Annotated in this window: 28 protein-coding genes; all 28 read right to left on the reverse strand. The window is 53.2% G+C overall.

Going from position 1 to position 26,328, the window contains the following annotated elements; translation table 11 throughout:
* Positions 1–257: 257 nt before the first annotated feature.
* The gene (locus BUB44_RS05510) at positions 258–770 is read right to left on the reverse strand and encodes a beta clamp domain-containing protein (protein WP_073163909.1); all 513 of its coding nucleotides are present in this window, start codon (positions 768–770) and stop codon (positions 258–260) included.
* Between the two features lie 15 nt (positions 771–785).
* Entirely contained in the window at positions 786–1,154 is a 369-nt protein-coding gene (locus tag BUB44_RS05515; RefSeq protein ID WP_073163912.1) for a hypothetical protein, read from the reverse strand.
* Positions 1,142–1,933 (reverse strand): hypothetical protein, encoded by a 792-nt coding sequence (locus BUB44_RS05520; RefSeq protein ID WP_073163914.1) that lies wholly within the window; start codon positions 1,931–1,933, stop codon positions 1,142–1,144. Before BUB44_RS05520 ends, BUB44_RS05515 begins: the two co-directional genes overlap by 13 nt.
* A 67-nt stretch (positions 1,934–2,000) precedes the next feature.
* On the reverse strand, positions 2,001–2,633 hold the full coding sequence (locus tag BUB44_RS05525; RefSeq protein ID WP_131821583.1) for an HD domain-containing protein: 633 nt from the start codon (positions 2,631–2,633) through the stop codon (positions 2,001–2,003).
* 445 nt (positions 2,634–3,078) lie between these two features.
* Positions 3,079–3,405 carry a hypothetical protein gene (locus BUB44_RS05535; RefSeq protein ID WP_073163924.1) on the reverse strand — a complete coding sequence of 109 codons (327 nt, stop codon included), beginning with the start codon at positions 3,403–3,405 and terminating at the stop codon, positions 3,079–3,081.
* Between the two features lie 155 nt (positions 3,406–3,560).
* The gene (locus BUB44_RS05540) at positions 3,561–4,691 is read right to left on the reverse strand and encodes a DUF3854 domain-containing protein (RefSeq protein WP_073163927.1); all 1,131 of its coding nucleotides are present in this window, start codon (positions 4,689–4,691) and stop codon (positions 3,561–3,563) included.
* Between the two features lie 69 nt (positions 4,692–4,760).
* Positions 4,761–5,840 carry a RecB family exonuclease gene (locus tag BUB44_RS14980; RefSeq protein ID WP_083543109.1) on the reverse strand — a complete coding sequence of 360 codons (1,080 nt, stop codon included), beginning with the start codon at positions 5,838–5,840 and terminating at the stop codon, positions 4,761–4,763.
* Between the two features lie 33 nt (positions 5,841–5,873).
* The gene (locus BUB44_RS05550) at positions 5,874–8,288 is read right to left on the reverse strand and encodes a cobaltochelatase CobT-related protein (RefSeq protein WP_073163930.1); all 2,415 of its coding nucleotides are present in this window, start codon (positions 8,286–8,288) and stop codon (positions 5,874–5,876) included.
* A gap of 22 nt (positions 8,289–8,310) precedes the next feature.
* Complete coding sequence (locus BUB44_RS05555; RefSeq protein WP_073163933.1) at positions 8,311–9,750, reverse strand: AAA family ATPase; 1,440 nt, start codon at positions 9,748–9,750, stop codon at positions 8,311–8,313.
* Positions 9,751–9,796: 46 nt separating this feature from the next.
* Positions 9,797–10,213 (reverse strand): hypothetical protein, encoded by a 417-nt coding sequence (locus BUB44_RS05560; protein WP_073163936.1) that lies wholly within the window; start codon positions 10,211–10,213, stop codon positions 9,797–9,799.
* 73 nt (positions 10,214–10,286) lie between these two features.
* Positions 10,287–11,420: a hypothetical protein gene (locus BUB44_RS05565; protein ID WP_131821584.1), complete on the reverse strand. Its 1,134-nt coding sequence runs from the start codon at positions 11,418–11,420 to the stop codon at positions 10,287–10,289.
* A gap of 126 nt (positions 11,421–11,546) precedes the next feature.
* Positions 11,547–11,963, reverse strand: a complete 417-nt coding sequence (locus BUB44_RS05570) for a single-stranded DNA-binding protein (RefSeq protein WP_073163941.1) — start codon at positions 11,961–11,963, stop codon at positions 11,547–11,549.
* 60 nt (positions 11,964–12,023) lie between these two features.
* On the reverse strand, positions 12,024–12,320 hold the full coding sequence (locus tag BUB44_RS05575) for a hypothetical protein (RefSeq protein WP_073163944.1): 297 nt from the start codon (positions 12,318–12,320) through the stop codon (positions 12,024–12,026).
* Between the two features lie 42 nt (positions 12,321–12,362).
* Positions 12,363–13,760 carry a hypothetical protein gene (locus tag BUB44_RS05580; protein WP_073163946.1) on the reverse strand — a complete coding sequence of 466 codons (1,398 nt, stop codon included), beginning with the start codon at positions 13,758–13,760 and terminating at the stop codon, positions 12,363–12,365.
* Positions 13,761–13,863: 103 nt separating this feature from the next.
* Positions 13,864–14,229 (reverse strand): type II toxin-antitoxin system PemK/MazF family toxin, encoded by a 366-nt coding sequence (locus BUB44_RS05585; protein ID WP_073163949.1) that lies wholly within the window; start codon positions 14,227–14,229, stop codon positions 13,864–13,866.
* Complete coding sequence (locus tag BUB44_RS15220) at positions 14,216–14,434, reverse strand: hypothetical protein (RefSeq protein ID WP_131821585.1); 219 nt, start codon at positions 14,432–14,434, stop codon at positions 14,216–14,218. Before BUB44_RS15220 ends, BUB44_RS05585 begins: the two co-directional genes overlap by 14 nt.
* A gap of 12 nt (positions 14,435–14,446) precedes the next feature.
* Positions 14,447–14,713, reverse strand: coding sequence for a hypothetical protein (locus tag BUB44_RS05590; protein WP_073163951.1), 267 nt, complete (start codon positions 14,711–14,713; stop codon positions 14,447–14,449).
* 69 nt (positions 14,714–14,782) lie between these two features.
* Complete coding sequence (locus tag BUB44_RS05595) at positions 14,783–15,076, reverse strand: LA_3696 family protein (RefSeq protein ID WP_073163954.1); 294 nt, start codon at positions 15,074–15,076, stop codon at positions 14,783–14,785.
* Between the two features lie 245 nt (positions 15,077–15,321).
* The gene (locus tag BUB44_RS05600; protein WP_131821586.1) at positions 15,322–15,840 is read right to left on the reverse strand and encodes a hypothetical protein; all 519 of its coding nucleotides are present in this window, start codon (positions 15,838–15,840) and stop codon (positions 15,322–15,324) included.
* Positions 15,841–16,273: 433 nt separating this feature from the next.
* Positions 16,274–17,134: a S1 RNA-binding domain-containing protein gene (locus BUB44_RS05605; protein WP_131821587.1), complete on the reverse strand. Its 861-nt coding sequence runs from the start codon at positions 17,132–17,134 to the stop codon at positions 16,274–16,276.
* A gap of 91 nt (positions 17,135–17,225) precedes the next feature.
* A complete protein-coding gene (locus BUB44_RS05610) occupies positions 17,226–19,145 on the reverse strand; it encodes a VirD4-like conjugal transfer protein, CD1115 family (protein WP_073163963.1) in 1,920 nt (639 codons plus the stop codon).
* Positions 19,138–20,031: a hypothetical protein gene (locus tag BUB44_RS05615; RefSeq protein ID WP_073163966.1), complete on the reverse strand. Its 894-nt coding sequence runs from the start codon at positions 20,029–20,031 to the stop codon at positions 19,138–19,140. The genes BUB44_RS05610 and BUB44_RS05615 overlap by 8 nt, the downstream gene beginning before the upstream one ends.
* A gap of 281 nt (positions 20,032–20,312) precedes the next feature.
* On the reverse strand, positions 20,313–20,843 hold the full coding sequence (locus BUB44_RS05620; RefSeq protein ID WP_073163969.1) for a hypothetical protein: 531 nt from the start codon (positions 20,841–20,843) through the stop codon (positions 20,313–20,315).
* Positions 20,815–21,306: a transcription termination/antitermination protein NusG gene (gene nusG / locus BUB44_RS05625; protein ID WP_073163972.1), complete on the reverse strand. Its 492-nt coding sequence runs from the start codon at positions 21,304–21,306 to the stop codon at positions 20,815–20,817. Before nusG ends, BUB44_RS05620 begins: the two co-directional genes overlap by 29 nt.
* Before the next feature lie 56 nt (positions 21,307–21,362).
* Positions 21,363–21,608: a hypothetical protein gene (locus BUB44_RS05630; protein ID WP_013822005.1), complete on the reverse strand. Its 246-nt coding sequence runs from the start codon at positions 21,606–21,608 to the stop codon at positions 21,363–21,365.
* Between the two features lie 13 nt (positions 21,609–21,621).
* Entirely contained in the window at positions 21,622–22,020 is a 399-nt protein-coding gene (locus BUB44_RS05635) for a hypothetical protein (RefSeq protein WP_131821588.1), read from the reverse strand.
* A 111-nt stretch (positions 22,021–22,131) separates the two neighbouring features.
* A complete protein-coding gene (locus tag BUB44_RS05640; RefSeq protein WP_073163978.1) occupies positions 22,132–23,205 on the reverse strand; it encodes a ParM/StbA family protein in 1,074 nt (357 codons plus the stop codon).
* 156 nt (positions 23,206–23,361) lie between these two features.
* On the reverse strand, positions 23,362–26,325 hold the full coding sequence (locus BUB44_RS05645; RefSeq protein WP_073163981.1) for a DEAD/DEAH box helicase family protein: 2,964 nt from the start codon (positions 26,323–26,325) through the stop codon (positions 23,362–23,364).
* Positions 26,326–26,328 lie beyond the last annotated feature (3 nt).

The following is a 26,328-nucleotide window of genomic DNA, read 5'->3' on the forward strand; positions in this document are numbered from 1 at the left end:
GGGGCATGAGAGTGGTTGGGGAAAGGGAAAATCTTTGCCCAGGCGGGCGTATTCTTCCGGCGGTACAGGCGTGTAAAATATCTGCTGCATGGCGGTCACTTCCAGCAAATATTCTACCTGTTCCACAGCCGGAAGAAAAGGGGTCAGTCACTGGTTGTCATATTCTGGTGAATAGACGGACTGACTGACCTGAAATACCAGCACAATTTGCGAAGCAGTTGCAGATTATTCTGGTATCGGAAATAGTTGCAGATTGTTCAATCTGCGAAAATGGGCAGGGGTTGGGCTAAATCAAAGTGAGAATTGACAAGCACCCCTGTTAGAATGGGCCGGTCGAGTTCACCGTAGCAGGCAAAATAGACCTGACCGACTGCGTTCAAGAATTCCGCGGCATCAACTTCGATGCCCCTGCCGTCGACGGAGGGTACCGCCGGAAACTCGCCGGTGTATACGCTGACCCTGGCTTCGCTGCCGGAATACCTGAGCAGCAGTTCGTTTTCCGCCCGCTCGACTTCTACGGGACCTGCCGGCAGCCGCTTTACAAGGTCGTAGATTCCAGCGTTTACTATCACTTCGCCTTCGTCTACAACCTCGACTTCTGCGGTATAACGGATAGTCAGCTCGGTGTCCGTCCCGACCACCTCCAGGCGGTCGCCCCTGACCGTCATGTGGATCCCCTGGAGGATCCCCAGCGGGCTGTTGTGCCTGACCGCACGCCGCGCCGCGAAGAGGGCGCTTTCGAGTGTTTCTTTGGACGTAGTGAATTTCATAAGACCATTCCTCCTCTAACTATTAAAGTTTTTGTGCAACTTTGCTGCCCGGGAACCCGGCGCCATGTAGCTTTCATCAACCAGTTCAGGAACCGGACGGAAGTATATTTCCGGCAGTGCCAAAAACGTCCGGCTGCATATCTCTTCCAGCCGCTTCCTGTAGTAGATAATGTGGTTCCTGACCAGGTTGGCGTTAACCCCGTCCGGGTAGAAAGGGTCGGTCGTGCCTTTAGCCAAAATTTCGGCGTGCCGCTCGAAACGTTCTTTTAAGGCGGCCACACACTCGTCGTACTCCTCTTTGAGAGGTCTGCGTTTTCTTCTTTTTCCACCAGAGGATTGACCGGTATCATCCGACAGGATGTCAAAGATTGTTAACTGCCGCACGGCAATCCTCTCCCCGTTTTCGCCAGACCAGCACCGCGAACGCTGTCCCGCCACTTTACCAGCTTAATTATCAGCTCGTCAAGGTCCTCGCTGAACGGGTAGCCGCTGCCCAGTTCTTCCGTCCAGCTGTCCCTTAACGCTGCAAAATCGGCTATGAGCAGGTTCAACAGCCGGTACCCCGGCGTCTCCGTTACGATAACTTCTTCCCAGTCTGCCGGTTTCTGCTGCCGGACCCAGCTCCGCACATATTTATCTTCCAGACGGTCCAGTTTTTCCAGCAGCTCCTCAATTTCTCCCCACATTTCAACCGCTTCGCTGACAACTTCTTCTATCTCGTTCTCTTCAGCTTCGTCGCTCATTGCCCACCGGACCTTATCAGCTAAGTGTTCAGCGTCCATTATGTCCCACAAATCAACGTGTTCTTCGCAGTTCTCTCTAAGGTAATCGTCAAGCATTTCTACAGCACGTTCCAGCTTGCGGCCTACCCTGAACAAATCGCCAAATTCTTGCTTGTGTTTTAGAATGTACCTGATCCTTTCCTGCTCGGCTTCCGAAATAAGCATCATATTTTCGTTGTCAACCTGCATTACGTACCCTGTCGACCAGTAGAGGACATTCCCAAAACACGGACTCCATATTTCAGCGTCGTCGGGTTTCTCCGCTACTTTGCCTACACGAAAGTAGCGACCCGCGATTAACCGCTGCCAGTAGCTGTCCGGGTCCAGCTCGGGATTCATCCGCACGTACATGCCTTCCCTGAGCTCGCTCCGTTTCGCCATCCTCTCCTCTCGCTCCTTTCCAGGGATAACTTACGACTTGAGGCCGGGCATATATCCGGCCTCTTTCTTATGCCAGAATTTTCTCCGACACCCACTCCCGGCTGGCAACGTAGTCAGCCAGGTGGACCAGCAGCGCCGCGCCCATTCTCTCCGGCAGGGGCGGAGACATCTTCCAGACATCTACCGGCCCCCAGATACCCATGTGCGTCTCGACGAGCGCCATGACTTCTTCATACCCGCCGGGCGGGAGCATTCCCGCAAACCTCTCGTACCGCTTCCCCGGCAGCAGCGGATGATCCGGATCGGTCCGCCCGGTATCCGGGTCTACCTTGCAGGTGTCGTGCAGCAGGATAGCTGTGATGATCACGTCTCTTTCCGGCTCCAGTTCAGGAAACGCCCGGAGCAGGTCCAGAGCCACCCTGACCGCCGCCTTCGTGTGCCGCACCAGCCCGCCTTCGCCATGCGCAAACTCCGGGTGGTACTTCCTCGAAGATGACGCCGGGGCCGTCCAGAACTCCTGTGGGGCAAATTCCAGACACGCTGCCGCAAAAGCTCTGTACGACGGGTCGGCGATTGCGGCCAGCTCTTCAGTAAATAACTCGACTCTGGCCATGAGAACCATCCCCTTTCTTGAAATTAAAACACCCTGCCGGGAAAACAGCAGGGTTTTTGGACTAAGAAGGCCGTATCTTGTGACCAAGCCCCGAGAGTGAAGCTTTAAACACAGGACAGTCATTCCCGCATAATTTGGTGCAGCCGCGATATGATAACGTCTTTCTTTTCAGCCCGAACATGAAATCAAGGCCTCCCCGAATTAAAATGTACTCGTCCCTTACGGAACTTTTTGTTACCACTGCCCAGTCATCCCGTTCCGGGTGCTTCAGGAAAACGATAAAACGGGGCGATTTGATTTTCTTAAATCCCTCTCGCAACAGTTCATCGACGTAAGGTCTTAGATCCTTCAGCCGGCGCCGTTCAATTATTTCAGCGCCCCTGTAAACGTCTTTTTCCATTGCTTTTTTCTACGGACTTTCTGCAGCCCGTAGAACGTATACCCCCCTTTCTAAGCGGAGCTACCAGGTTGACACGAAGTGTCAGAGCCTGATAGATCCACCAAAGCTCCCTTCCGACAGAAGCCTTTGCCGCTACCGGACCCGTAGCACATCGGACAGCCGCAGGGCAAACCAGGCCGGGCTTTTCGGCTTTATGTCCAGGTACCGGCGGACAAACCCCGTCCGCGCCATCAGCCGCCCCAGGAGGGCGAACCGGGACCCGGCCCAGATCAGGCAGTGCACCAGGAGCATTTTGAGCCAGAATCGCCGCGACCTGTACAAACAGTAGACGGTAGCCTCTTGATCCTGATAGGACTTGTAGCACTCCTCGCACATGTCCACGGTAACCAGTACCCGCCTGGTTTCGAAATCCACTACCCAGGTCGGACGGCGCACCCGGCAAAAGTAGCATACTTCCATTTTTGCCCCTCCTCTTTTGGTTATTTTTTTGAATTTTACCGGCGGCCTTCAAAGGCGCCGTAAAATCAAACCCTGTCTCCGGTGTCTTAAAAGCACCGGCAGCCGCAACCGCGCTCCATTCTGCCCCGCACCCCGCGGGGCAGCAAGCAACGCAGCTACTTTCCAACAGAAACAGTAGTAGTCACCGTCCTCCTGATGGTCACCGGCACGCCCTCGATTGTAAGGGTTACGGACGACACCTCTTCCCTGTGAAGTTTCAAAAACACGTCATCTATCCCCTTGCCGTATGAGGCGGGCCAGCTGGCCACCAGGGGCCGGTACCCGTTCTGCTTGAGGCTCCTGATAAAGTCACCGAGAGCCTTTGCGACGTTGGGGTTGGTCCTGTAATCCGCGTCGAAGGCCACCACGGGGTCTTTACAGCTTAAAGCCTCAAGTATCCCGTCAACGTCCTTCCACGCACCCACCCCGGGGATGCCCACAAAGGGAGCGTTGAGCAGCGCCGAGGCCACGTCAGCCTTCAGGGGACCTTCCGTCACCCACACCTTGCCTCTCCCACCCGTATAGTGGGTGGGAGCTTTCGATGATGTCCCGTTGGGCATCCCGTGGGATGAAAACCAGATGTATTTCCCTTCGTCCAGCCTGACCTGCAGGGCCTGTATCCTGCCCTGCACGTCCTTCACCGGGATCAGATACCCGGCCGGGCTTACGAAGTCCCAGAAGGGGCCGTACCTCCCGTTCCGCGTAAAAAAACCAGGTATCCCTTTGAGGGAGTAACCCTTCTCCAGGAGGTACCTGGTTACTCTCCAGCGGAACCTCGCATCCTGGGGAACAGACCTGTAGAGGTTGTTGTGTATCTGCACCTCACTCAGGCCGCGCCGCAGGAGGTCGGCTTTGTGCGGAGGGTCGAGCTTGAGGAGTCCCAGGAATTTCCTGTAAACCCTGTCCCTCTCGTCTATACCCGCTCCGCTGTCTTCCCCGCCGCTTTCCCCGGGGACCGGCCCGCATTCCGGGAATTCCCCGTCCCGAAGCTGCCTGTAAGCAGTTTTTGCATCTACCCTGTGGTATTTGGCCCACAGGGTGATGGCGTTGCCTTCCTCGCCGCACCGGTGACATTTAAAAACCCCGGTCCTTGCATTGACGTACAGGTGCCCTTTATTGGGGTGCTTGGTGGAGTCGCCGCAGAAGGGACACCTGTATATCCTTTCGTTTCCGGGGCCATTTTTGACGAACTGGAGGCCGAGCCTTTCAGCGACTTCGATAATGTCGAAATCTTTCAGGCAAACCACCCCCTGAAAAAACTGCAGGGGGAAGCGTGTAAGGCTTCCCCCTTGTTTTTGGACCAGGGTATTAGTAGATCAGCTTGCCGCAACATCCCTGAAAGAGATACTCTCCCTTTTTACTGCCCCCAGCTTCCGGAGCACGTCTTCGCCCCAACCCAGTTTTTTGATCTGGGTGGAGCCCAAACTCAAAAAATCAAAAGGATTTCTACCCTCCTGCTCCATCTTCCTGAATGCAGCTTCCAGGGACTTCGCATTCCACTTCCAGTAGACCGAAGGAACCAGGGCGAACTGCCTGCCGCCCACAACCACCGGCCCGCACGCCGACACATAAGCCTTCAAGGCATCCTTCATCCGGCCCAGGGCGGCGTCCAGCCGCAGGATTTCTGCCCCCAGGGCTTCTGCCTCCCGGTAGGTCCTTACCTCCCCGGGTACGGGAGGGAGATTGCCGTCAATGCACTCTACCGCGTACTCGCACTCCCGACAGGCATCGCCGACCCTGGTCGGGAAGAGCTGCTGGTGGTCGGCACCTTCGTTTATCATGCAGAGCTTATCCTGAATTTCCTGCGCCAGCGTGTACGCCCACTCCCGGGCACCTTCCATGTCGCGGTAGGAAAATTCGTGCTCCAGAACTTCGTTCAACCGCAGGAAGACCAGCTTCCCCCTCACGGCCCTGCCGGTTCTCCTGGAAAGGTACCAGGCGTATAACCCCAACTGGTGCGTGTCCGTAGGCTTATATGCCTTGTAGTTGGTCTTCCAGTCGATTAATTCAATATGGCTTCCGTCCCGCCACAGGTCTATATATCCCTGAACCTTCGGGGCAAACGGGTCCTCATCGTCCAGGGGGACGACAAAATGCTCCTCAACCCTGTTATCCGGGTGGAATTCCCGGAGAACAGGGTTCCTGTAGGTAAGAATGAATACCTGTTCCGGTTTTATTTCGAGCGGAGAGGTTGCTAAAGCTATCTCCGACATTACACGGAAAAACATCTCTTCCTTACAGCCAAGCTTCATGGCCGCCTCAATGACGGCATGGGCCGCTTTTCCGGTTACTGAGGCTTCGCTGGGCACCCCTTCCGCATGCAGGCAGTAGTGCCGGTAAAACGCCGCCGGGCAGGATTCGTATTTGGATAAGCGGCTGTAAGAGAATACTTCCATTCCAATACCCCCTTTTTGACCTTCTCTGACTTTCTACAATCCTGCGATGACCTTCTTGAGCACTCTCCCCAGGGCGCGGGGCAGAACCCCGATGTCCCTGACGTAGACCAGGTTGTTATAAATCTTCTGCGCCTGGACAAGGTAGTTTTCAGGGCCGAAGTACAGCCCGATCACCCCGATGCCCATCTTCTCCGTCTCCCGGACGGCCAAGGCGGTGTCTCTAACCCCTGTTTCTCCCCCGTACCCCCTGTAGGGCATAAAGGGAACACCGTCAGAGAGGACGATGAGCACCTTCTGCTCCTCGTTCCTGAGAAGCAGTTCCCTGGCGGCTACCCTGATGGAGTAGCCGTCCCTGTTCTGGGAGAAGGCATCGAGGCGGGCGATGGCGTGTTTTCTGTCGGCTTCGCCGAAGCCCACGGCCCGGTAGTGCGTCACGTCGCTCCAGCTTGAAACCTCGCCGGTAAACCCGGTCACGTTCACCGGAATTTTGAGCTTTTCACAGACCTCGTAAAGCAGGCACGCCGCGCTTTTTGCAGCATGTATGCTGGGTCCCGTCATACTCCCGCTGCAGTCCACCAGCAGGTAGACCGCCAGCCTGGGAATGTCGCCTGGCTCGTTTACTTTATAGAAAATTTTCGGGTCCCCGGTCCTGAGCTTCCAGAGAGCCCCGCAGTCCAGCTTCCCTTTGCGCAAATTGCGCTCCCTGACGGCAGCCCTGTACTCCAGAACCCGGCGGATCTCATCCACAGTTCTGGATATATATCCTTTCACCTCGGAGTAGAGTTTTTCGTACTGGCTCCTGGCATATCTATCGGGATCAATTTTTTTAAGAATAAATTCAACTCCCTTATGTATATCACGGGAAAGTTCTTTTACAATCTCTTCCTCCGAGATGTCTGCCGCGGGAATTTCCAACTTCGCGACCCGGGAGGCCGCCGTCTCGATGGTCTCCAGCTCTTCCCCGGCGGATTCAAGCAGTTCCAGATAGTCATCCATGTCGATGTCGTCTCCTGATGGCTCTCCGCCTCCAGGAAGTTCCAAAGGAGTTTCCGAACCCCATTCCTCATCCGGGGATTCATCACCGTTTCCTTCCGGGGACCCCTCTTCCGGCAGGTCGCCCTCGAATTCTTCCTCGAGGAAGCCTTCATCCGGGAATTTTCCTTCTGGTAGATCGTCTAAGGAATCTTCAAGCTCTTCAAGTTCCGGGAAGCCTTCATCGTCCGGGAATTCTTCTTCCGAAGAATCTCCGTCATCTTCTTCAATGGTTACCAGATCTTCACTGCCCGGAGATTCTCCTTCCGAAGGACTTTCGTCACCCGGAAACTTTTCGGGTTCTTCTTCCGGCAGGTCTTCTTCCGGGTATTTCCCGCCGCCGTATTCTTCTTCCGGAGGCTCTCTTGAAGAATCATTTTTAGAAGAATCACTTCCCGGAGAACCATCCATAAAAGAATCTTCTTCAAAAGAATCTTCTTCTGGAGAATCTTCCTCCGAGAAATCTTCCTCTAGAAAATCCCCTTCCGGAGAATCTTCTTTTGAGGAATCTTCTTCTCCCGGCGGAACAAGGGAAACTGACCGCTCACCCTCACCTGACCCGGGTTCATCCAGGCGCTCCCCGTGGCCGGTTTTATCACCAGAACCATCAGTGTCGAAACTCTCCTTTTCGTCTCGATCCTCCCTGGCACCACCTTCGTCTTTTTTCTCTTCCCCGCAGTGGGAATGGAATTCTTTTCGGGATATCTCCGGCAGCTTCGGTTCCCGGCGCGGGTCGAGTTCCCCCTCCGGCGCTTCCTCGGGAGATTCAGTTCCTGCCGTAAATACTTCCTCCGGGAGGGTGTATGACGAAAAATAATCTTTTACGATGTCCAGTATTTCTGCCGCGCATTCCAGGGCACCGCGGGTGTCTTTCGCCAGCCGTCCCGCGTCGATATGGGGGGCGCACTTCCTGACCAGTTCCATTACGTCTTCTTGAGATGCAATAGAGTCCGGTACCCTCCCGACCACGGCGTAGCAGACCAGCGCCCCCAGAAGCGCCCTGGGTCCTGTGCCCCAGTCTTTCCGGTTCACGAAGATGTAGTCGTTCATGAACCGGAACCACAACATGGCACCCGGGTAGATGTTGGCCATACACCTCTCTACCCGGGCGTCCTCAATGATGTTGAGGATGTGGGCCAGCAGGTTGCCGCCGCGCCTCCTGGCTTCCTGCCAGATGTTCTTGTCGGTAAACCTTATGTGCCCGGCCTCGTGGGCGCAGGAAGCTTTCAGGGCGAGCCAGCACTCTTTTTCGGATGCCGGGACGCCGGGCTCAATCTGACCTTCAAAGGGGACCAGGGTTATATTTTTAAGGTCCGTATAGGCCCCGGCCCCAAACATCAGGGTCAGATCACCCTTGTTGGAAAGCACACGGGCCAGGCTCTGAAGCCTGACCCGCTTTAGCTCCTGGAGGGACATGGTTTAATGACCCCCTTCCCCATCAATCTCGCAGGCATGCCTCTATAATGTCTGTCACCTGATCGATTTCAAATTTGTCGCCCAGGCCTTCGGTCAATACCGAAGTCGCTACCGTTTTCAGCGTCCCGCAGCCGTCCATCTCTTCCCGCGCTATCCTGAAAAGGGAGCGCACGGACAGGACCCTTTCGGAATAGTCTCCGTTGGCCACGCCCTTAGCCAGCTCCGAGAAAAGGTTGGCCAGCTTCCTGGAAACGGACTCCTTGCAGCCCGTCTCCCGGACGATGAGGTCGGCCAGCTGTTCCGATTCCAGGTGCGGTACCTGTACCGAGCGGAACCGGTCCTGGAACGCTTCGTTCAGGGGTTTCGTACCCGCATAACCGTAGTTCATACAGCCCACAAGCCGAAAGCTGGAGGGAGCTTTGACTACCCCGTATCCCGGAACCGACAGCGTTTTCTGCCAGTCCAGCAGGCCGTGCAGGAGGGAGGTCACCTCCGGGATGAGCATGTTTATCTCGTCCACGATGACCATCTCCCCCTTCTCCACGGCCTGGAGGAGTATCCCCGGCTCGAAACCCACTTTCATCTGGGAACTCCTCAATTTCTGGACAAGGGGTTCGGCGTCTATTCCGGCAGCTTTACAGGCTGTTCTAAGTTTCGCCTCGGTTACGATGTCTACCCCTTCATCAGCAGGAATGAGAGTCCTGCTCCCCAGAAGGGCCTCGGCGTTTAAATCAATGCCCCCGAATATCTTGTTCACCGGGAGCATCATTACCGCCGCTAAAGTCTCGGCCATGGTGGATTTCCCGGAACCCTTCGGCCCTATGAGCAGGGGAGCCTCCCAGGCCGAACCGCCCGGGCCGTACACCAGGGCCGCAACCGCGTTCACAAATTCGCTCCCCGACGGGATGTACCGGGCCTTTGGAATCCTGGCCTTCTGTTCTTCCGAGAGAGTTTGTTTCTGCCGCTCCCGGAAGTCGAGGACTTTCTTCAACACCCTCACCGGAAGGTTGTACCTGGCCAGCCAGGCGTCCTCCGGAGATAGTTCCGGCATGATGTATTCTTTCGCCTCTTCCGTGAGGGTATCTTCTTCGATAAGTTCCAGGAGCTCAAAGTCTCCCGGTCTGCCTAAAATGCCTTCCGTCAGGTCCTTTACTATGGGAGCCGGAGCAACCTGGTACCTTTCCACGTTGACCGTCATGGGAGGGTGCCCGGGCATGGCCAGCGATATGGCCCCCAGGTGCCAGCAGGGATAGGGCGTATCACCCTCAAAAGACTTGCATTCGTGATAAATTACGGACGTGCCGCCGGTCTGCGCGGCGATGATTTGTCTCTTGCCGCCTATATGGGAAAGGTACTCCAGGTAAATCTTCCCGTCCCGTCCCAGGCCGAACCCCCTCAAAAGGGGTTTGTGTTCCTCGTCCAGGGCCTTGTCGACGTTTTTGGGGTATATTTTCAGAAGCATGCCGACCCCCCTTTATGAAATCCCCGGGGACAGATCCCCGGGGATTTTAGATGCGAGAAAAAACCGTTGAGTATCCCAAGGTGTTTAGCTGCATGAAATGCTCATTGGCCATCGCTTCGAAATCCTCCCAGGTACCCCTGGCAACCCCTTTCGCAATGGCCCCCTTGAAGGCTTCTTCGATACTACCTTTGTTGTTTTTCCAGCCCTTCTCTGACAGAAAAAGCGGAGCACTGTCCTTCCTGGTTGGCACATGTTTTCTTCCGTTAAGTTTTAAACGCATGAACCATTCATTATATTCTTCTACAGGACCATAAAGAGTTTTCTCCGCAACCAGAACATCCCACGTCATACCATCTCTGGCGATTGTTTTGGTCCCAATGATTCTAATGGAAAACTCCGGAACCTGCAGTGTAACATGTCCCTCTGAGGCAAGCTGAGTAATTGCACCCTTTTCCAGAAGCATGTGAATTCGCCTCCTGTTCTGGTCGAGTTTTCGTGAAAACAAAGGGGATGGCGTTAAACCATCCCCCTTTCTTTTAAGCTGCAGGTTCAAGAAGTTCCTCGACAACGAGCAATATCTTGTCTTTGTCCTGGACCAGGGTCCCCTTAACCCGAACCTCCGCATCAACGGCCAGGGCCTTTACCGCTTCCCGGTTGGCCCCGCGGGCAACGAGCAGGACTTCTTCCCCGTTCGCTACGGCCCGCGCCCAGGTGATGGATTCCAGCCCTGATTCGAAAGTCTTCTTCGCCTCCCGGGGAGGTGACTTGACTATTACGGTAAATTCACCGGGTTCGGGTTCTTGAGCTTTCTTGATGATGGAAACGACAGCTACAATAATCTTATCCCCGCGCCTCTGCCCCTTGACGTATATATGGTCCTGAGGGCCGAGGGCGTCCAGGTGCTTCCCCCTGGTCACGAGGCTCACCGTCTCTTCGCCAACCAGGGTGAACCCCAGCACTTTCTTCCAGCCGTCCTTTTCTTCCGGCGGCTCCAGAACCACCAGTTCGCCTTCGAAGTCTTCTCCCTGCTTCGGTTCGGGTTGTTGTTCAGGCTTTTGTTCAGGCTGCTGTTCAGGTTCTTGCTCGGGCTGCTGTACAGCCTCTTGATTGGGCTGCTGCTCAGGCTCCGGCCCGGCACTCTCAGTTTCTAGCCCGGGTTCCGGCCTAAATTCATTCCGCAGTTCCGGAATGGTCTCCAGCTCGGTCTCGTCCGCCCACCCCAGACCTGCGTACGCCAGTACACCCCGCCTGTACGCTTTGGTCTCCGCGATCATGATCCGGTTCGCCAGGTCTTCGCCCTTCAAACCGGCAATATTAACTGCACCCGTGGCTTCCACCACGCGGCCGTCGGGACCTGTTATACGCGCGGTGACTGCGTACACCGTGTCCCCTATCTTCTCCCGGCTGATGATCTGCCGGGAAAGCTTGTGCTTCGCGGCAAGCTGGTCGGCGCAGTCACGCCTGGCGTACAGGATCACCCGGCTGCCGCCTTTCGGCCTTATAAAATCGAACGGCCTCGTCAGCGGGTTCAACCCCAGACTTTCGCATACCGCCTGGTAGTATGCGACCGTTTCTTCTGGGGTCATGGAATCGAGTTCGCCCCGAACTACCTTCTTCAGAATTTCCGCCGGAAGGCTGTCGTACAGCGTTCTTTCGGTTTTTTCAGACACGGTTTCTTTCCCCCTTTTTTCGATAAAATACAAAAGCCAGTCCCTCTTGTTTGAGAGAAACGGGCTTTTTCGACCGGAAATACCGGCAGGGCAGCAGAAATGCCGCCCTGCCGGCACTAAAAAATACTAGAACGGAATGTCGTCAAAGTTAACTTCTTCGATAAAATCGTCCTTATCCTCTTTCCCCTTTCTGGAAGCAGGAGGCGCTTCATCCGGCCACGGCGGTTCTTCAATAGATTTCTTGCCGTTGGGGAGAAAGACCACCCGGGAGGCTACTATTTCTGCCGCCTTCCTGCGGATCCCTTGACTATCCTCGTAAGTGCGTATCTGCAGCCGGCCCTCTACCGCAGCGGGAGCACCTTTCTTGAGGTACTTAACGCAGTTCTCCGCCTGCTCCCGCCAGACGATGATATCAATAAAGTCGGCCTCGTCTTTGCTTCTGTCAACGGCCAGGGTGAACCGCGCTACCGGAGTCCCATCAGACGTCTCCCTGAGCTCGGGGTCTTTTGTCAGGCGCCCAATGCCAATCCATTTTTGATACATCAAAATTCCTCCTTTCGAGAATCTGAAATTAAAAAACCCGCTCCCAAGCGAGCAGGTCTTCTAGTCCAGCGGCACTGCTTCGTTCCCGTTGCCGCAAATGCGGATTATCCCTGCGTGACCTTCAATATCGGCTCTCATCTTCCGGGGTAAGTCCAGCTTTAAATCTTTAAACTTCCCGTTTTCATAGAAGGCTACATCCAACCGGACGTAGCTCTTAAAAGGGTATACTGCAGCATCAACAATTTCGTTGTAAATCCTGCGTAGTTTTCTTAAGTAGTTTACAGCACGTTTTTCCTGCCCTTTTTGAGTGTAAAGAGCGTAAGAGCGCATCGTGTGTGTAATGGCGTTAACAGACATCTCGAGACCCCCTATCCAGTGGTTTTCTAACAGAACCTTCTTTTAGTGGACGTGAACTCCCCAGCCCTGAGCAGCGTTTTCCGATGAAAGAGCCCTGGAAACGGTCTGTTCCCGGAAACGCTGGAGTTCTGCGTTCTTCTTCTGCAGGGCCTCCAGGTAGACCATGCTCAGCCTGCGGAGCGCCCGGATCTTTTCCTCCTGCTCGGCTATCTTCTGGTACAGGCCCAGCAGATAGCCACACGTCGGGAGAAGTTCCGCCTGCTCCCTGGAGATAACCACGAAATTTGCAGACCTCATCTTCTCCAGCTCCTGCTTGAGGATGCCGTTCTCGCGCTCCACTGACTCCGCCCGGAGTTCGTACCTTTTAGCCTCCAGCTCCTTCTCACGCAGCATGGCCCTCCAGACACTGTAAACCGGAGAGTCCATCAGCTCCATGTACGCATCCTCCAATTTCTTTTTGTTTATGCCCTTCTGCCGGGATACCCGCTCAAGGAGCCGGTCAATGTCCGAAGGTAGCCGGAGAGGCTCCCCGAACATCCCCTCCACGGCAGCCCGGCACGCAGCTTCCCGCTCTTCCTGTTCTCTTGCTTGCTCTTCAGCCAGCTTTTCCAGGGATTCTTCCAGGCCGCTTATGGACCGGACTTTAAACTGAACTTCCGGCCCAATGTTCGTAAATTCGCCGGTTACTATGACCTCACAGCCCGGCTTCACTTTCTCCAACTGCCGCTTCGCGCCTTCCTCTTCAGCTACCAGGATCACCTTTTTATCGTTTATCCTGGCTTCAGCGTGCACAGCCGAGTACCTGGAGGTGTAATACCTCCACTCTGGATCGGAAGTAATTTTTGCCCAAAATTCTCCTCTGGCGGTAATGGACCCCAGCGTGCTCAATACCGTGTGATAGTGAGCGCCAGTTTTCTCTGCCACCGCATCTATATCTTCTTTGCTCAGGGGAGCTGATGGAAAACCTTTTTCGGCCATGACTTTGTACAGTTCGGTTTGGATATTTGGGGTGGGTTTCTGAGTGAAAGTTTCTTCTTGAGAGGAATTTCTCCGGAGAGAATCTTCTTGTGAGGTCTTTTGAGGAAGGATATTCTGATAATAATAGTTCTGTACGCCGTTGGGGTTGAGATTATGCTTTTTAGCAAACTCTATAAACCCTTTTCTCTTACTCCCTGTTCTCTCAATACAGGCGAGCAGCTCTTCCACTTTTTCCTGCGTGTCAAAAAATCTTTTTACAGCAGAGGGTGGTTCGGTATCTACCCGAGGGAGGATCCTGTCCAGTTCGGGCGTTAATATGTGCTCATAGAAATAGTTCTTAACACTGTGCCAGCTGAGCCCGTGCTTTCCAGCAAATTTTTTCATCCCTCCCCTCCTGGAACCGGCTTCGCGGATGCAGGAAATCAATTCCGCAACCTTTTCGTCCGTAAAGAAGTCTTTCACGGCTCCTCCTTTCCACACCTGCCGGCCCACGGCGGCCAGCAGGTGACCGCCGTTTGTCCCCGGCGATGGGAAAGTGTTTCATTAGGAACATTTAAACGGTTGATTAAACAAACGGCCAGATTACGTGGCGTAAAATGTTCTTCAGATCATGTTCTGTCAGCTCTCCTAGCTTTTTTATTATGACTGAGGGATGAATTGTAGCATATTTGCCAATTCTGGCTACCGACGGTTTGGGCAGCCCTGCTTTCGAGTAATATTTTAACGGCACGTCCAGCTCATCCTTTGGAGGTTGCGATGTGAGGGCAACCACTATATAATCCCCACGCAAATAAAAAAACCAGTCGGCATTTATGATTACCACTGGTCTCTTTTTAAGCGTCGCCTGTTTATTCTGTACAGGCGCCTTAGAAAAATAATTTGTTGGCGGAAAAGGGAGGAGAACCACATCCCCCTGTTTATAAGGTGTCATAAACAGAGTCCTCCTCATTGTCCCAGAAATCAAAGGACGGAGATAATAATGCACCGAATTTTTCGAGCAAAAAAGTAAAAAGTTTGTTCTTTTCTGTTTCAGGAAGGTTTTCTATCTCCTGGATGATTTCATCTGCGGTCACATCAACCACCCCTGAAACCATTATAGCACACCTGCCTTTCTTTTTGCCAATTAAAACGCGCATGCACGTGCACTTTTAAAATGCTAGAGCCAACTGCCGCTCCTCAACGGCCCGCCGCTGCAGCTCGCAGTGCAGCTCCAGCAGAGGCGCCGCCACGTGAAGAAGCTCTTTCTCGATTTTCTCCCGATCATCCTGAAGTACGGCTTCCAGCAGGTGCCCCATGTGGGTCCCCGCTATCATGGCCCATTCCTGCGGCGTCCTTCTGGCGCTCCCATGTGCCAGGCGGTTAATTTCCGCCTGTGTGGAAACATTCTTTAGAAATTGATCCCGGGTTCTGAACACTGCAACCGCCTCCTTTTAAAAAACAAACTCCGTTATACCAACGGAGCTTTTGGACTTCGATTTACTCGGCTATTTGGAGTGTACAATCAGGTTGTAGAAAAAACTCATTACCCCGACCATAACCGCAACCTGACCAACCCAGAACAAGAACATCCACTTGATCAAATCGGCCTTTGTCTCGGCTATCTGTTTCTCCAGGTCGGCCCTGGTTTCAGTTATGCGACGTTCAATTTTCTCTGCAGATGTTTCGGTAAAATGTTCTCTTGCATTTTTTATCGAGGCGTTGATAATATCCACCAGTTCCTTCGCACCGTCGTCGCCCAGCTTCTGCCGCAAAATTTCCGGCAAAAGGACAATGTTCATATGCACCACCCGCCTTTCACCCCCATTTTAGCAGAATTTTGAAATTAAAAAAAGCCTTACTGTCCCCTAAAAAAGACAATAAGGCCTTTCACCTACACGTATTGAAAATAACCTTCCTCAGCCTCTTAAGAGAAGCTGCATACCGTGCCTTTTACAAGACACATTCCTCCGGCGCCTTTAAAGCACCGGCAACCATACGATAACTTAAGAAGATTCTACCACAACCATGACCGGAGTGCAATAGCTCACTTGAAAATATTTGCCTCGTCAGGTCTGCAATCTTCGTCGTAAAATGCATACCTCAGCGGCTTTTCCAGCAGGTCCCCGTCCGTCGTCACCCTGAAAGGTACAGGCAAATCAAGCTCCACAAGCTCTTCCGCTATCACCAGCAGGCGCGGGAACCCCCTCAAATACCCGTAGAGAAAAGCAGGGTCTTCACCGCGCCGTACGACCAGTACGGGAAATATCTTCCCCCGGATGTTTATCACCCCCGTTAACGGAGGCGGCAACAAAGATGCCCCGCACGGAAAGTGCTCCCGGATCCTCACGTACAGCTGCGCAAAGGCCAGCTGTTTTAAAACCGTGTTTACATCTTTCTGAGGACTTAAACTGTAAACGTTTAATTTGTATTCGCCCTCAAGCCTGGAAAAGGTAATAAACCCCCCAAACGCAAGCTTCTTCAGCTTCTCCCGACCCTTTCGCGACCACAAACCCTCCACCTGAAACCCCGCAACCGAACCGCAGGATTTTATTATATTCAGCAAAACTACCTCCCTGGGCGTCGGAGTCGATATTTCCCGTACCTTCTTTGTCCGCTGGATTATCCTGTAATTGTTAAGCGCGGAAAAGGGAGATATTTTTAACTTTGATAATACCGGATTCTCAACGGCTGTTCCCATGCACATTAAAATCACCCCCCAAACAAAAAACCACGCCCGGATATTTTTGGGGGCGTGGTCATTATTGTGACATTTTTTTAATTTCGTCGGCCAAATAAATTACCAGCTGCACCGCTGCCAGGTGCAGCCAGTCTAACTGATTGCGAACTGATGTGCTATTTGTTTAGAGTATACCATTACGCATTGGTTACTGTCAATGGATTTTTTTCTCTTCTCACGAGAAACCTGGGCGTTTATTTGACATTTTTTGGCTAAAAAAGAAAAACCGGGGATACCCCCGGTTCCCTGCAGTATGGTATTAAGATGCCGCCCTGTTTTTCCTTAACACCCGTACCAAACTGCCGCTTACACGCCCCCCGTCTTCTCTTAATTCTACCCGCCTCACGGCTACAGCTACCACGTCGCCTTTGTCCACCCTGAAGTCCGATTTTAAGTGACTGCATAGTGCGTTTACCCCGGGCTCCAGCGCTACAAATACTCCGTACCGGGTCACTCCCGTTACCGTCCCCCGGTATACGCCGTTCTTCTCATACCGCTTCGCTGCACCGGGCCACGGGTTAGGTATCAGCGCCTTCAACGATACCGTGACCTTCTTATTCTCGCTGTCCAGTTCTATTATCTTCACGTCAAATACATCCCCCGGCTGGATTACTTCATGTATCTCGTCCACCCAGCCATGGGATATTTCGTATACCGGTAAGTGGGCTTCAATGCCATCAAATTCCACCACCACGGCGTTCTCGTAAACCTTCCGCGCTGTTACGGTCACCACCATGCCTTCCTTCAGGTTCGGCCACGCCTGGGCAGATAAAACCTCCAGCGCCGCCTTGCGGGATGCTATGAAACGGTCGTTCTCTACGTCCACCCCAATGACTATAAACGCCACTTCCTGCCCTAGATACTTCATCATCCTGTTGCGGTTAATGCCGGCGTTTTCACTGAGCTTGATGCCGGATTCGTGAATCGGTATGATCCCCAGCACCTGTTCCTTCCCCACCACCAGGCATGGAACTTTCTTCATCTCTTCTCCAGACCTGATGGTGTAGTCCTTCACACCAACTACGGGCCACCTCAATATCTTCCTCTTCTGCCGCGAGGCAAATACGTCCGGCCACACGTCCTGGAAAAATTCCTTTCTGGTCTCCATTCCGGTTTCCATTTGAAAATTCCCCCTTTTGATTTTTTTGGACTGGATTTTTTGGACCCGGGGAATACTCCCCACAAAAAAATAAGGCGGGAGTTCCCCGCCATCACCAGAATGCTTCAGCCTGCCGAGATTCGCTCCGGCCCGTTTCACTGAAAGCTGTTATATCACTCTCTACCCGAGCAGCGGCCTCGTTATGCCCTTCATCCACGTATTCCCCGGCCTGCTCCGCTTCAATTTCTGTTCCCACCTCCATTTCAAACCCCGCATCTTGTTCCATACTTCCCCAGTCAATTTCTATTTTGCCAGCCGGTTCCATGTGCCAGGAGGGTATGTATTCAGATACTTCCCGGGAAACCAGTTCGCACGCCAATGGATGTTCAGGGTAGCCCAGCTTGTCTATCATCAGCGGGTGCCTCCCACGCACAATTAAAACGGCCTTCTTCTCGTCCATCCTCAAAATCTCGTCCAGGGTCATCAGCGGCCTCTCCTTCGGGCTCCTGCTTACTTTGACGTTCAACATGTCCTTCGTGTTGCGACCAATGGAACGCTGTTCAACGGTACCGGTACCCATAAGGTCCCGCAGGTATTTGGCCGTGTCGATGTCGTTTATACCCAGAAATAACCTGGTGTCGCAGCAGGAGATGATTTCCTGCCAGGCGTCCTGCGGGTAGCGGTTCCTTAACTGCGGCAGAGACTGCGTTATGATGGTGCAGGATATCCCCCTGGAACGCATCGTGGCTATCCTCTTCTTGAAGTCCGGTATGGCCCCAATGTTGCAAAACTCGTCCAGCAGGAAGTTGATGTTGACAGGACATTTGCCACCGCTCCTGTCGCCCAATCTGGTGAGCTTGATGAACAGAAACGAGAAAAACAGGGATGCCAGAAAGTCAAAGGTAGTGTCGGTGTCGGACATTATGCAGTAGTACGCGCATAGCTCTTTCCCCGGCGCTTCAAGGTCAATGTCGCTCTTCTCGGTTATCTTCCTGACCAGCTCGTTCTGGAATACCTGCAGCCTGGTCCCCAACCCCTGTATAACCCCACCTTTGACCGTGTTCCCTGCCTGGGAGTAAATGTTGTAGGGAGCTTTGGCCGGGTGATTCGGTTTCAACCCCTTGAAGATCATGTCCAGGGTATCCAGGTCCCCACCGGCGAGAAGGTGGTACAGGTCGTATACGGTCTGCTTCTCCGGCGGGTATTCATGTTTGACGTAAAGAACCAGCGCTTTAAGAAGGTTCTGCTCCGCCCTGTCCCAGAAGGGGTCACCACCCATCTTCTTTATCCCCGGTACGGCGGTGTTGGCAATAACGACTTCCGTGAACATCTGAGCGTCAATGTCCGTAACCACTTCATCCAATGGGTTCCACCGGTCGGAATGCGCCATGTCCACCAGGTTAAATACCTTCACGCTGTAACCCCGGTTCTGAAAGAATGTCAGCGTCTCCCGCGTTATCTCACCCTTGGGGTCGGTGACCACGATGGATTCTTCGTTCACTGCCGCCTGTAAGCAGTTGGGGATTATTTCGCTGAAAGTCTTGCCGCAGCCCGGAGCACCGAAGATTATGACGTTCCTGTTCAACCTCCCTTTGCCGTTGTACCTCACGGGCTGGCCTCCATAAGACCCCAGCAGTATTCCCGGACCGTGGCCCAGGTCGAATGTACGGGGTATCTCCTCCGGTTTCATCCAGCGGGATGTGCCGCAGGTCGGGTCGTTGATGAAAGAGAGCTTCCTGGGAACAATCTTTTCAACAAGTTCCGGATACTGGATGTACAGGCGAAAAACAATAATCCCCACCAGAATTAACGCCACAACATTGAAAATAAACCACAAGCCGTAGTGACCGGAAACGGGTACTGCAACGGCGGCATATAAGGGATTCTTGAAGCAGGCCAGCCCTTTGTGCGTGTCGTAAAGCCAAACTGCCGGCGACCCCAGCAGCCAGGCGTCGAGAATGTAAAGGAGGATTAAAAAAAATACAGCCTTTGCTTTTCTATTCCGCAAGGCCCGGGCTAGTTTATTAAGCATTTTTATCCCTCCAAAGTTCTGGAATTGTGATCAGCTTTACCCCCGGAAACTGTTCGGTCAATTTCCTGGACTGGCTTTCCAGGCAGACTATCTCCACATCTTTTTTCTCCCTGTCTCTCAGTTTGAGGTAGGCTTCCAGCTGCTCTTTCTTTACCACGTCGTTAAATGCCAGAACAGATACGTATGTCTGGCCTTTCTGATAGTCCGCAAAGCGGCGGTTGGCTTTTTCATAGCCCCGCAAAAGGTCCTCTATACGACCTTCGATTTCATCTTTGTGCCTCAAAAGTTCTATCCCATACGGATAGGGCAACAGCAGCAATTCCTCAAGTTTGGGAATGTCAGTGTAAAAGTGTTCCATAGCCTTGAGCGTGGGGCAGAACACTATGGCATTGTATATGCGGTGGTAAGGCATGTCGTTCAATTCATGCTTTATCCCCTGAATGGTCGTCCTGCGGGGGTCGTCGCTCAAAAGGTATACAACGTATTCTTTGCCATCTTTCCGGAGCATCCCATCCAGGCGGTACGATTTGTTTACCGTGGTGTTCTGTTTGACTTCCCTGGGCGATAAATACTCCCAGTTGGGAAGCCCCAGGCATATCTCCGCCACCCTGGCTTTGTGCCTGCACTGGTCTTTATCCCTGAGTCTCGGAGGCGAATAGTCATACCCTGCTTCTTTTATACCGAGCCTCGTCGCTTCTATATACCTGCTGTACCTGCTCTCGGTCCTTACATACCCGCGCTCCTCCAGGCACTTCAAACGGCGGTAGTGATACTGCTCCGTATTGCCGTAAATCCTCTTCGCCTGCCCCAGCGTCAGAACACTGCACTTTGCCAGATACCTCAACAGCTCCATATCTCTCTGGGTCAATTGCTTTGCCGGCGGCATCTCATCACTCCTTCCTGGAAAAAATGAAATCTGCACCCTTTATCAGCAGCGATAACTCCTGCCACCCGAATTTGTATGATATCACCGGCCAGGGTGCCCCTTTTTAAACTTTTGTCCTGCCTTTCCGTCCTCGGCCATTTTGTTTATGTACCGGCCCGGGCGTTCTGGATGTGCCTTCGGGCCGGGATTTTCAAAGCAAAGATGCCGTATTTGTATATGTACAAATACGGCCCCTTTTTCTTATACATTTCGTTTGTAGCTAAAAAAGGCTTTTTTGTATATCATCCCGAACTTTTTCCTTCTATTATAATGTGTTTCAGTAATTTGTACACGAACACGTGTTCCTCGAAAGGCTGGTTAACTATATAAATTTCCGTCCTCGGGTTCTCCGGGTCCACGCCCCCGATTACCATAAATGACAGTCTCTGGCAGTTATCGTCGTCTATAATCCTGGCAAACCTGATGGCGTCTATGATGAACTTGTAGTACCTGTTGTCAACATCCCAGTTGACTTTACCGGGGACGTAGATGACTATAATACAGAACGCCTTTTCAAAATGCACGTCGATGGGAAGCAGCGCCCTGGTGATCTTCCCGATCCACGACCTGCGCATCATGCTGGTCGCGTGGCGTGTGCGGGGAAGGTACCCGTCGACGACAATCTTCAGAACCCCTTTCAAATCATCTTCCTGGATTATTAGTGCCGTAGCCCCATCCTGCTCTTCTATCGGCACTTCTACTTGTTCACGGGCTGATTCCCCTTCCTCAAGCGCCTCCTCCAGATTATAAAATGCCCTGGCCAGCAGGTTCATCGCCGTCCTGATATGCTCTGAGGAGTTCGTTGTCGGCATCAATTTTCACCTCACCGTCAAAGTAGCTTACCCTGCTCCTTTTAGCACCTGCTTTTTCGATTATTCCCTGGATACCTGCAAGGGGGCCGATGGTTATAACCACCCTGTCGCCTTTTTTGAAAGTCCGTTTCGGTACGATTTGTTTTTGTACTGTAGCGGGTGTATCCATCTGCACCAGTCTTTTTATTTCCTCCCCGGATACCATGCCGATAGTCCTGCACCTTATTGTAGTGCGCGGCAGGTAATGGTCTGGCCATGCGTCCGCCTGGACAAAAATGTACCCGGGGAAAACAGGTTTTCCGTTCTTTTCGGGAACGATTATTTCCCCTATTTTCCCTGCCAGGCCGTTTAATTTGCGCTTTTCAAGATGCTTTTTAATACGTTTCTCGTGCGTTGTTGTTACTTGTACCGCATACCATTGCATCTTTACTCACCTCCTATCGTTAAAAAAAGAAAACCACGACTTTGGAGCCGTGGATGTCAGGATTTCTTTCTGATTCTCTCTTCCAAATAAGCCTGGACCCGCCGGGGATCCATACCCGCCAGCTCGAATATACCGCGCTCATAGCCGTCTTCTAATACTGCTTTTCTGATGAACTTCCGGGCGTCGGCTTTAATACTCCGGGCTGAACGATCGTTGGAGCTGAACCTGACCGGTTTTATTACATCCTTGATAGCCTGGAGCACGACGGCCTGCGCCAAACGGATGTACGCGGGTTCGAACATGCAGGCACCGCCTTTATATATCGAGTAATCTGTCTTTTGCCCGCGCCAGGCGCGGGTCTATATCGAACAACCCAATGTTGTTCTGTTCGTTTGCTGCCGGTCGCTCGGCAATGACCATATTATCAAGCTTATTTTTTATTTCGTTGATAGCACTCTTAATTTCGTCCATCTCGCGGTTCATGCCGTCTATTTTATCGCGGATGTCACTAATCTGGCGGTAAAGGTCCAGCGCAACCCTGATGACTGATTGCCTGTCCCGCTCCTGCCATATCCAGTGGTCTTTCGGCAGGCGGAGGCTTATTACTCTGGTTTTCAGGACTACCACCTCCGGAGTGTTTACACCGGGGAAGCCGCGCCCGGCAAGGGTTTGAGCTCGGTAAAAGTACCCCGGTGTATACAGCAGTGTAAACACCCGAAAAACCGCTGCTGACAAGGCTTCCAGCATGATTTTACAACACAAGTGTATACACCTGCCGGGTAAACCGGCCTAAAAGTGTATACACCCACATCTATTTTTACGCCTTCAGGCCTTATTTTTCAAGGGCTGGCCGCTGTATACACCGGGTGTAAACATTGCCCTTTCATTTTCACCTTCCAACCCTTGTGATTTCTGGCTTTCCGGCTGTATACAACCACCCGCCAGCTTGTAGAACCCCACTGCGTTGGCCCACTGGGGATCCGGAACCACTTCAGCCTGCGGGAACAGGCGGACAATTTCATCCCTGAACTCAAGAGCGCCTCCTCCGCAGAGGAGCACACCGTGCAGCAGGTCCGCCTTTTCCGACCACGCGGTGAACACCGTTTGCACCAAACTCCTGCCGACCTCGCGCCGGGCGTAGTCTATCATCGCACCCACATCAACGAAACGGCCCTGTACGGGGATTTCCCGTTCTCCTTTAACCCAGAAGTCAAAGGCGTCGACGGGCGACAGCGGGATACCGGTCTTTTCCGCAAACTTGTCCCGGAACAATTTGACTGCCGTGGAAACGGCTGTGTCCAGGGAAAGGGTGTACGATTTAAGCAATACCACGTCGTCCGGCAGGCACTCGACCAGAACGCAGTCGGTCGTGCAGAAGCCGATGTCTATGACACCCAGAAGTCCTTTTTGCGGGAGCCTGGTTTGAGCGTAGAGTGCGCCCACTGCCTGCGGGAGAACTTTGACAGACATGAAGCTGATGTACCTTTCAGGCCCGCCGTCCACAGAAACGTAGGCGTTAATTGACCGGAGGAAGTCCTCAGTTTCCTGTTTGCGCAGGCGATAGTAATCCAGGGGCAGCCCAACTGCCAGACTCACCTGCTTCTCGGCCCCGACCAGATAAGCGGCTGTCAGGGCATAGAGTACAGTCTCATCCTGTTTAAATTTATCGCGTGAGAGGGACACCCGGGCGGCACGCCCTTCCTTCCGGGCCAGCTCTCCCACGAAGACCGTTTGTTTGTAAATTTCACCGGGCCTGCGGTATTCCAGGATATGGCCGTAGGATTTTCCATAGTCCAGGCCGCTTTCCTGGGCCGGGGCCAGTACGGAAGGGAAAATAGCACGGTCTTTCTCGGAAATAGCCTTTGTGTAGCCGTAGCCGAGGTCAATTGAGATGAGCAAAATATCAGCTCCCTTCGCAGTTTTTGTTTTCCAAAGAAAAAGCACGGTCGTTCTTGACCGCGCCGTTGTTCAGGTGTTTGTTTTTTCTCTCCCCTTCCTGAAGGGCCTGACGAACGTGAACCTTCCGGTCGATCACTTCCAGAGCGCTTCGGATCACTATTCATGGAGTAAACCTGGTATAGCTGCCGGTGTATCAAACCAATATTCTCGGTAGCCAGCAGGAGCTTGGTTTGCATCCTGCGTATACAGAAGCAGGAAGACCTTTGCCGCCAGGTTGTTAAACGAGAAGGTTTTTGGCTTTCCCGTTTCGTCCAGGAAAATCTGCTTGAAGCCATCCACCTTGTGCTGGTATCCAGTTTGCTGCATCCCTTTCGGGTCGACAAAGACAATGGCGTAGGTTGAGCCTTTCTGCATCCAGAAGATGAAATCAGGTTTGAAGTGTCGGATACGATTGCTGTTAGGGTCGTAGTAGGGAATGTGAACCTCATCCAGAGTTTCGTCCAGTTTGCTGAAAAGCCACCAATCCAGTTGCTTGAAGGCGTTGTCCGCTTGCCCCAGATAGCGCTCCAGTTCGTTAAGAAAATGTACCTCACTGAGGTGGCGGATCACGTGGCGGATGTAATCGATTTTATTACTCTCAGAGATGAGAACTGGTATGTAGTAGTGCCGAGCAATGTACTCGATTTGCAGCCTGTGGCCGTCCTTGTTGAAGGTCTCCGCCTCTCCGAGGGCTTTTGCCTGCTTCAGAAACTCATCAAAGGGAAATTCCCCAGCTTTGTATTTTGCCTCCAGTTTGGCTCTACGGTGGGGGAATTCACGCACCCGTTTGATCTTTTCCTGCAACTCGCCAATATCCTTGAGGAACACCTTGATGTGCCGGAAGTGACGGATTTCGTCTTCCAGCGGCTTCAGTGCCTCCACTTCTCGCGGGATCACCCGGAAATAGGCGAACAGGCGCGGCAGGAGGATGTCCAGGCGGCCGTAGCGACGTCCGTCCGTAGTATTGAAGTACCAGTCGGAGTTGCCCAGGCACTGCCGGAGCAGGCGAATGCTCTGCGGATCGGCGTTATGGTGGGCTAATAAGAGACGGTCATCACCGAGATAGGCCACGTAGTCCTGCAGCCGCTTCAGTTCATCTTGGGCAATCTCAAACTTGCGGGGTGCATGGGACTGCAAGAGGGTGTGTCCCGATTCCCGGTACGTCGGGATGAGTAGCGGGTGGTCGCCCACCGCCTCTCGGTTAACCTCAAGAGACAGTTCGTGTTCCGCCTCCCGGCGCTTTTCCTGGTTCAGTTGCTGAATAACGGTCTGCAGGACGCTGCGATTGGTACCAAAGATGAAGAGCGTCTCCAGCGGCAAGGCGTAGTCTTTCAACTGGCGAAAACGACCTTCATCTACAACCCTGGCGTTGTAAAGAACCTGCAGGCGCTTGCGCTCTCCGGGAAGGGACTCGATGCGCACGCCCCGGCCCACTGACTGGAGGATAAACTTCTTAGCCTCGGTGCCCATGCCGATGTTGATGTAGGTGATGACGTTGGGGCGGTTGGAGTCCCACCCTTCATAGAAACTGCGGGAGCCCATTAGGATGTTGATCTCGGAATCGTCTTCGTTCAAGCGATGGAAAAAGCCTTCGTCCTCGTAACCTTCGACGATTTCGTAACCCTTCAGTTCTTCCTTCAACCAACGGGCGATGTCGCCGATCTTGATCAGGGCAAAGGGGCGGTCGGTGCTTTTGAGCTTGAAGGTCATCTGCTGGCGGTCAGAAGGACGCAGCAGAACCTCGATCTCACCGGACGCCGGGGCATTGTAGACCAGCCGCAGCAGTTCTCCCCGGGTGACGGCATCGAACAGGTCCTTGTCTGCCGCGAAGCGTTCTCCTTCAAACAGCAACTCCGGCCCTTCAGCCAGCTCGGTCCATAGTTCCTCACGGACCTGCTGCCAGGTACTCTCGTCCACTTCGCCTCTACCGATCCGCTTCAGTTCGCGGAAGAAGAGTTTAAGGTCAGCGTCCTGGGTGTTGACCGAGTTCACCAGCACGAGCAGCAGGGGACGGTGGTAGCACGGCACTCCCTGAGGCAAGGTTTCATACGCCTTGCGCACGTAGGCCAGCATAAGCAAGGCTTTGAGCACCACCCGCTGCTTTTCAGCACCGGTGTAATCTTCCTTGTCTTTGAAAGCGCGGTTTTCTTGCTTAAGGATGGTGATGCGCTTGCCGTACCCAGCTTTCACGAAGCGGGCCAAGTTGAAGTCGTAGACCGCGGTCAGGATGTCCCGCGGGTCGGTAAAGGTGGCGGAAAAGTTGAACAAAAAACCGTTGCGGGAAAGGATGCTGTAGATGTGCTGGCGCTTGGATTCCTCTTTGTCGCCCTTATGAGCCTCGTCCAGAAGCACGTACCAGCGCCCGTGGTTATCATAGTTGCGGAAATCAACGATGCGCTCTTTCTGTTCGTCGCTCAGGTTGTCGGAGCGATAGGTGAAGACAAGAAGTTCCTGCTCGGGGAAAAAGGAAGCATAGCTCCGCTTAACGTCAGGGTAAGCCTTGAGGTCCACCAGGCGGATGTAGACGTTGCCCCAGCCAGCGTTGAAGTCCTCCACGTGCGCCTTGAGTTGCTTTAAAAGGTCGTCCCGCGCAGCAAGTACCAGTATGTCGTTTGGAGGAATCTCTCCCCTCTGCATCAAGTACCACAGGATTTCCAGCATTTTGACCAGCACCAGGCTTTTGCCGCTACCCGTGGCCATCCAGAAGCCCATGCGGTTGATGAAGTGCTGGTAAGAGATAACTCCACCTTCCGCTGGGTAGTACTCCTCTAACAGTCGACGGATGTTCCCCTTCTGCTTATCCAGGGGGATAGCCAGATTATCCTCTAGGCCGTTGTCGCGGTACCACTGCCAGAAGGCCTCTTTGCGCACCAGGTTCGTTTCCAGCGGCTCGCCGTCCTGGTAGTCGGCAGAGTCCTGGTAATACTTCCAGAGAGCCTTGATGGCGTGTTGCAAGACCTCCTGCTGGTAGTCCCAAAGACGTTTGGACCCGGAGAAGGTCGCCAAGTCGAAGGTGTTCCATGCAGACGGTAGGTCGTCGTCAAAGGAAATATCTCTCAAGATGTCTTGTAGGATACGCATGAC

The sequence above is a fragment of the Desulfofundulus australicus DSM 11792 genome, assembly GCF_900129285.1.
Classification (GTDB): Bacteria; Bacillota; Desulfotomaculia; order Desulfotomaculales; family Desulfovirgulaceae; genus Desulfofundulus; species Desulfofundulus australicus.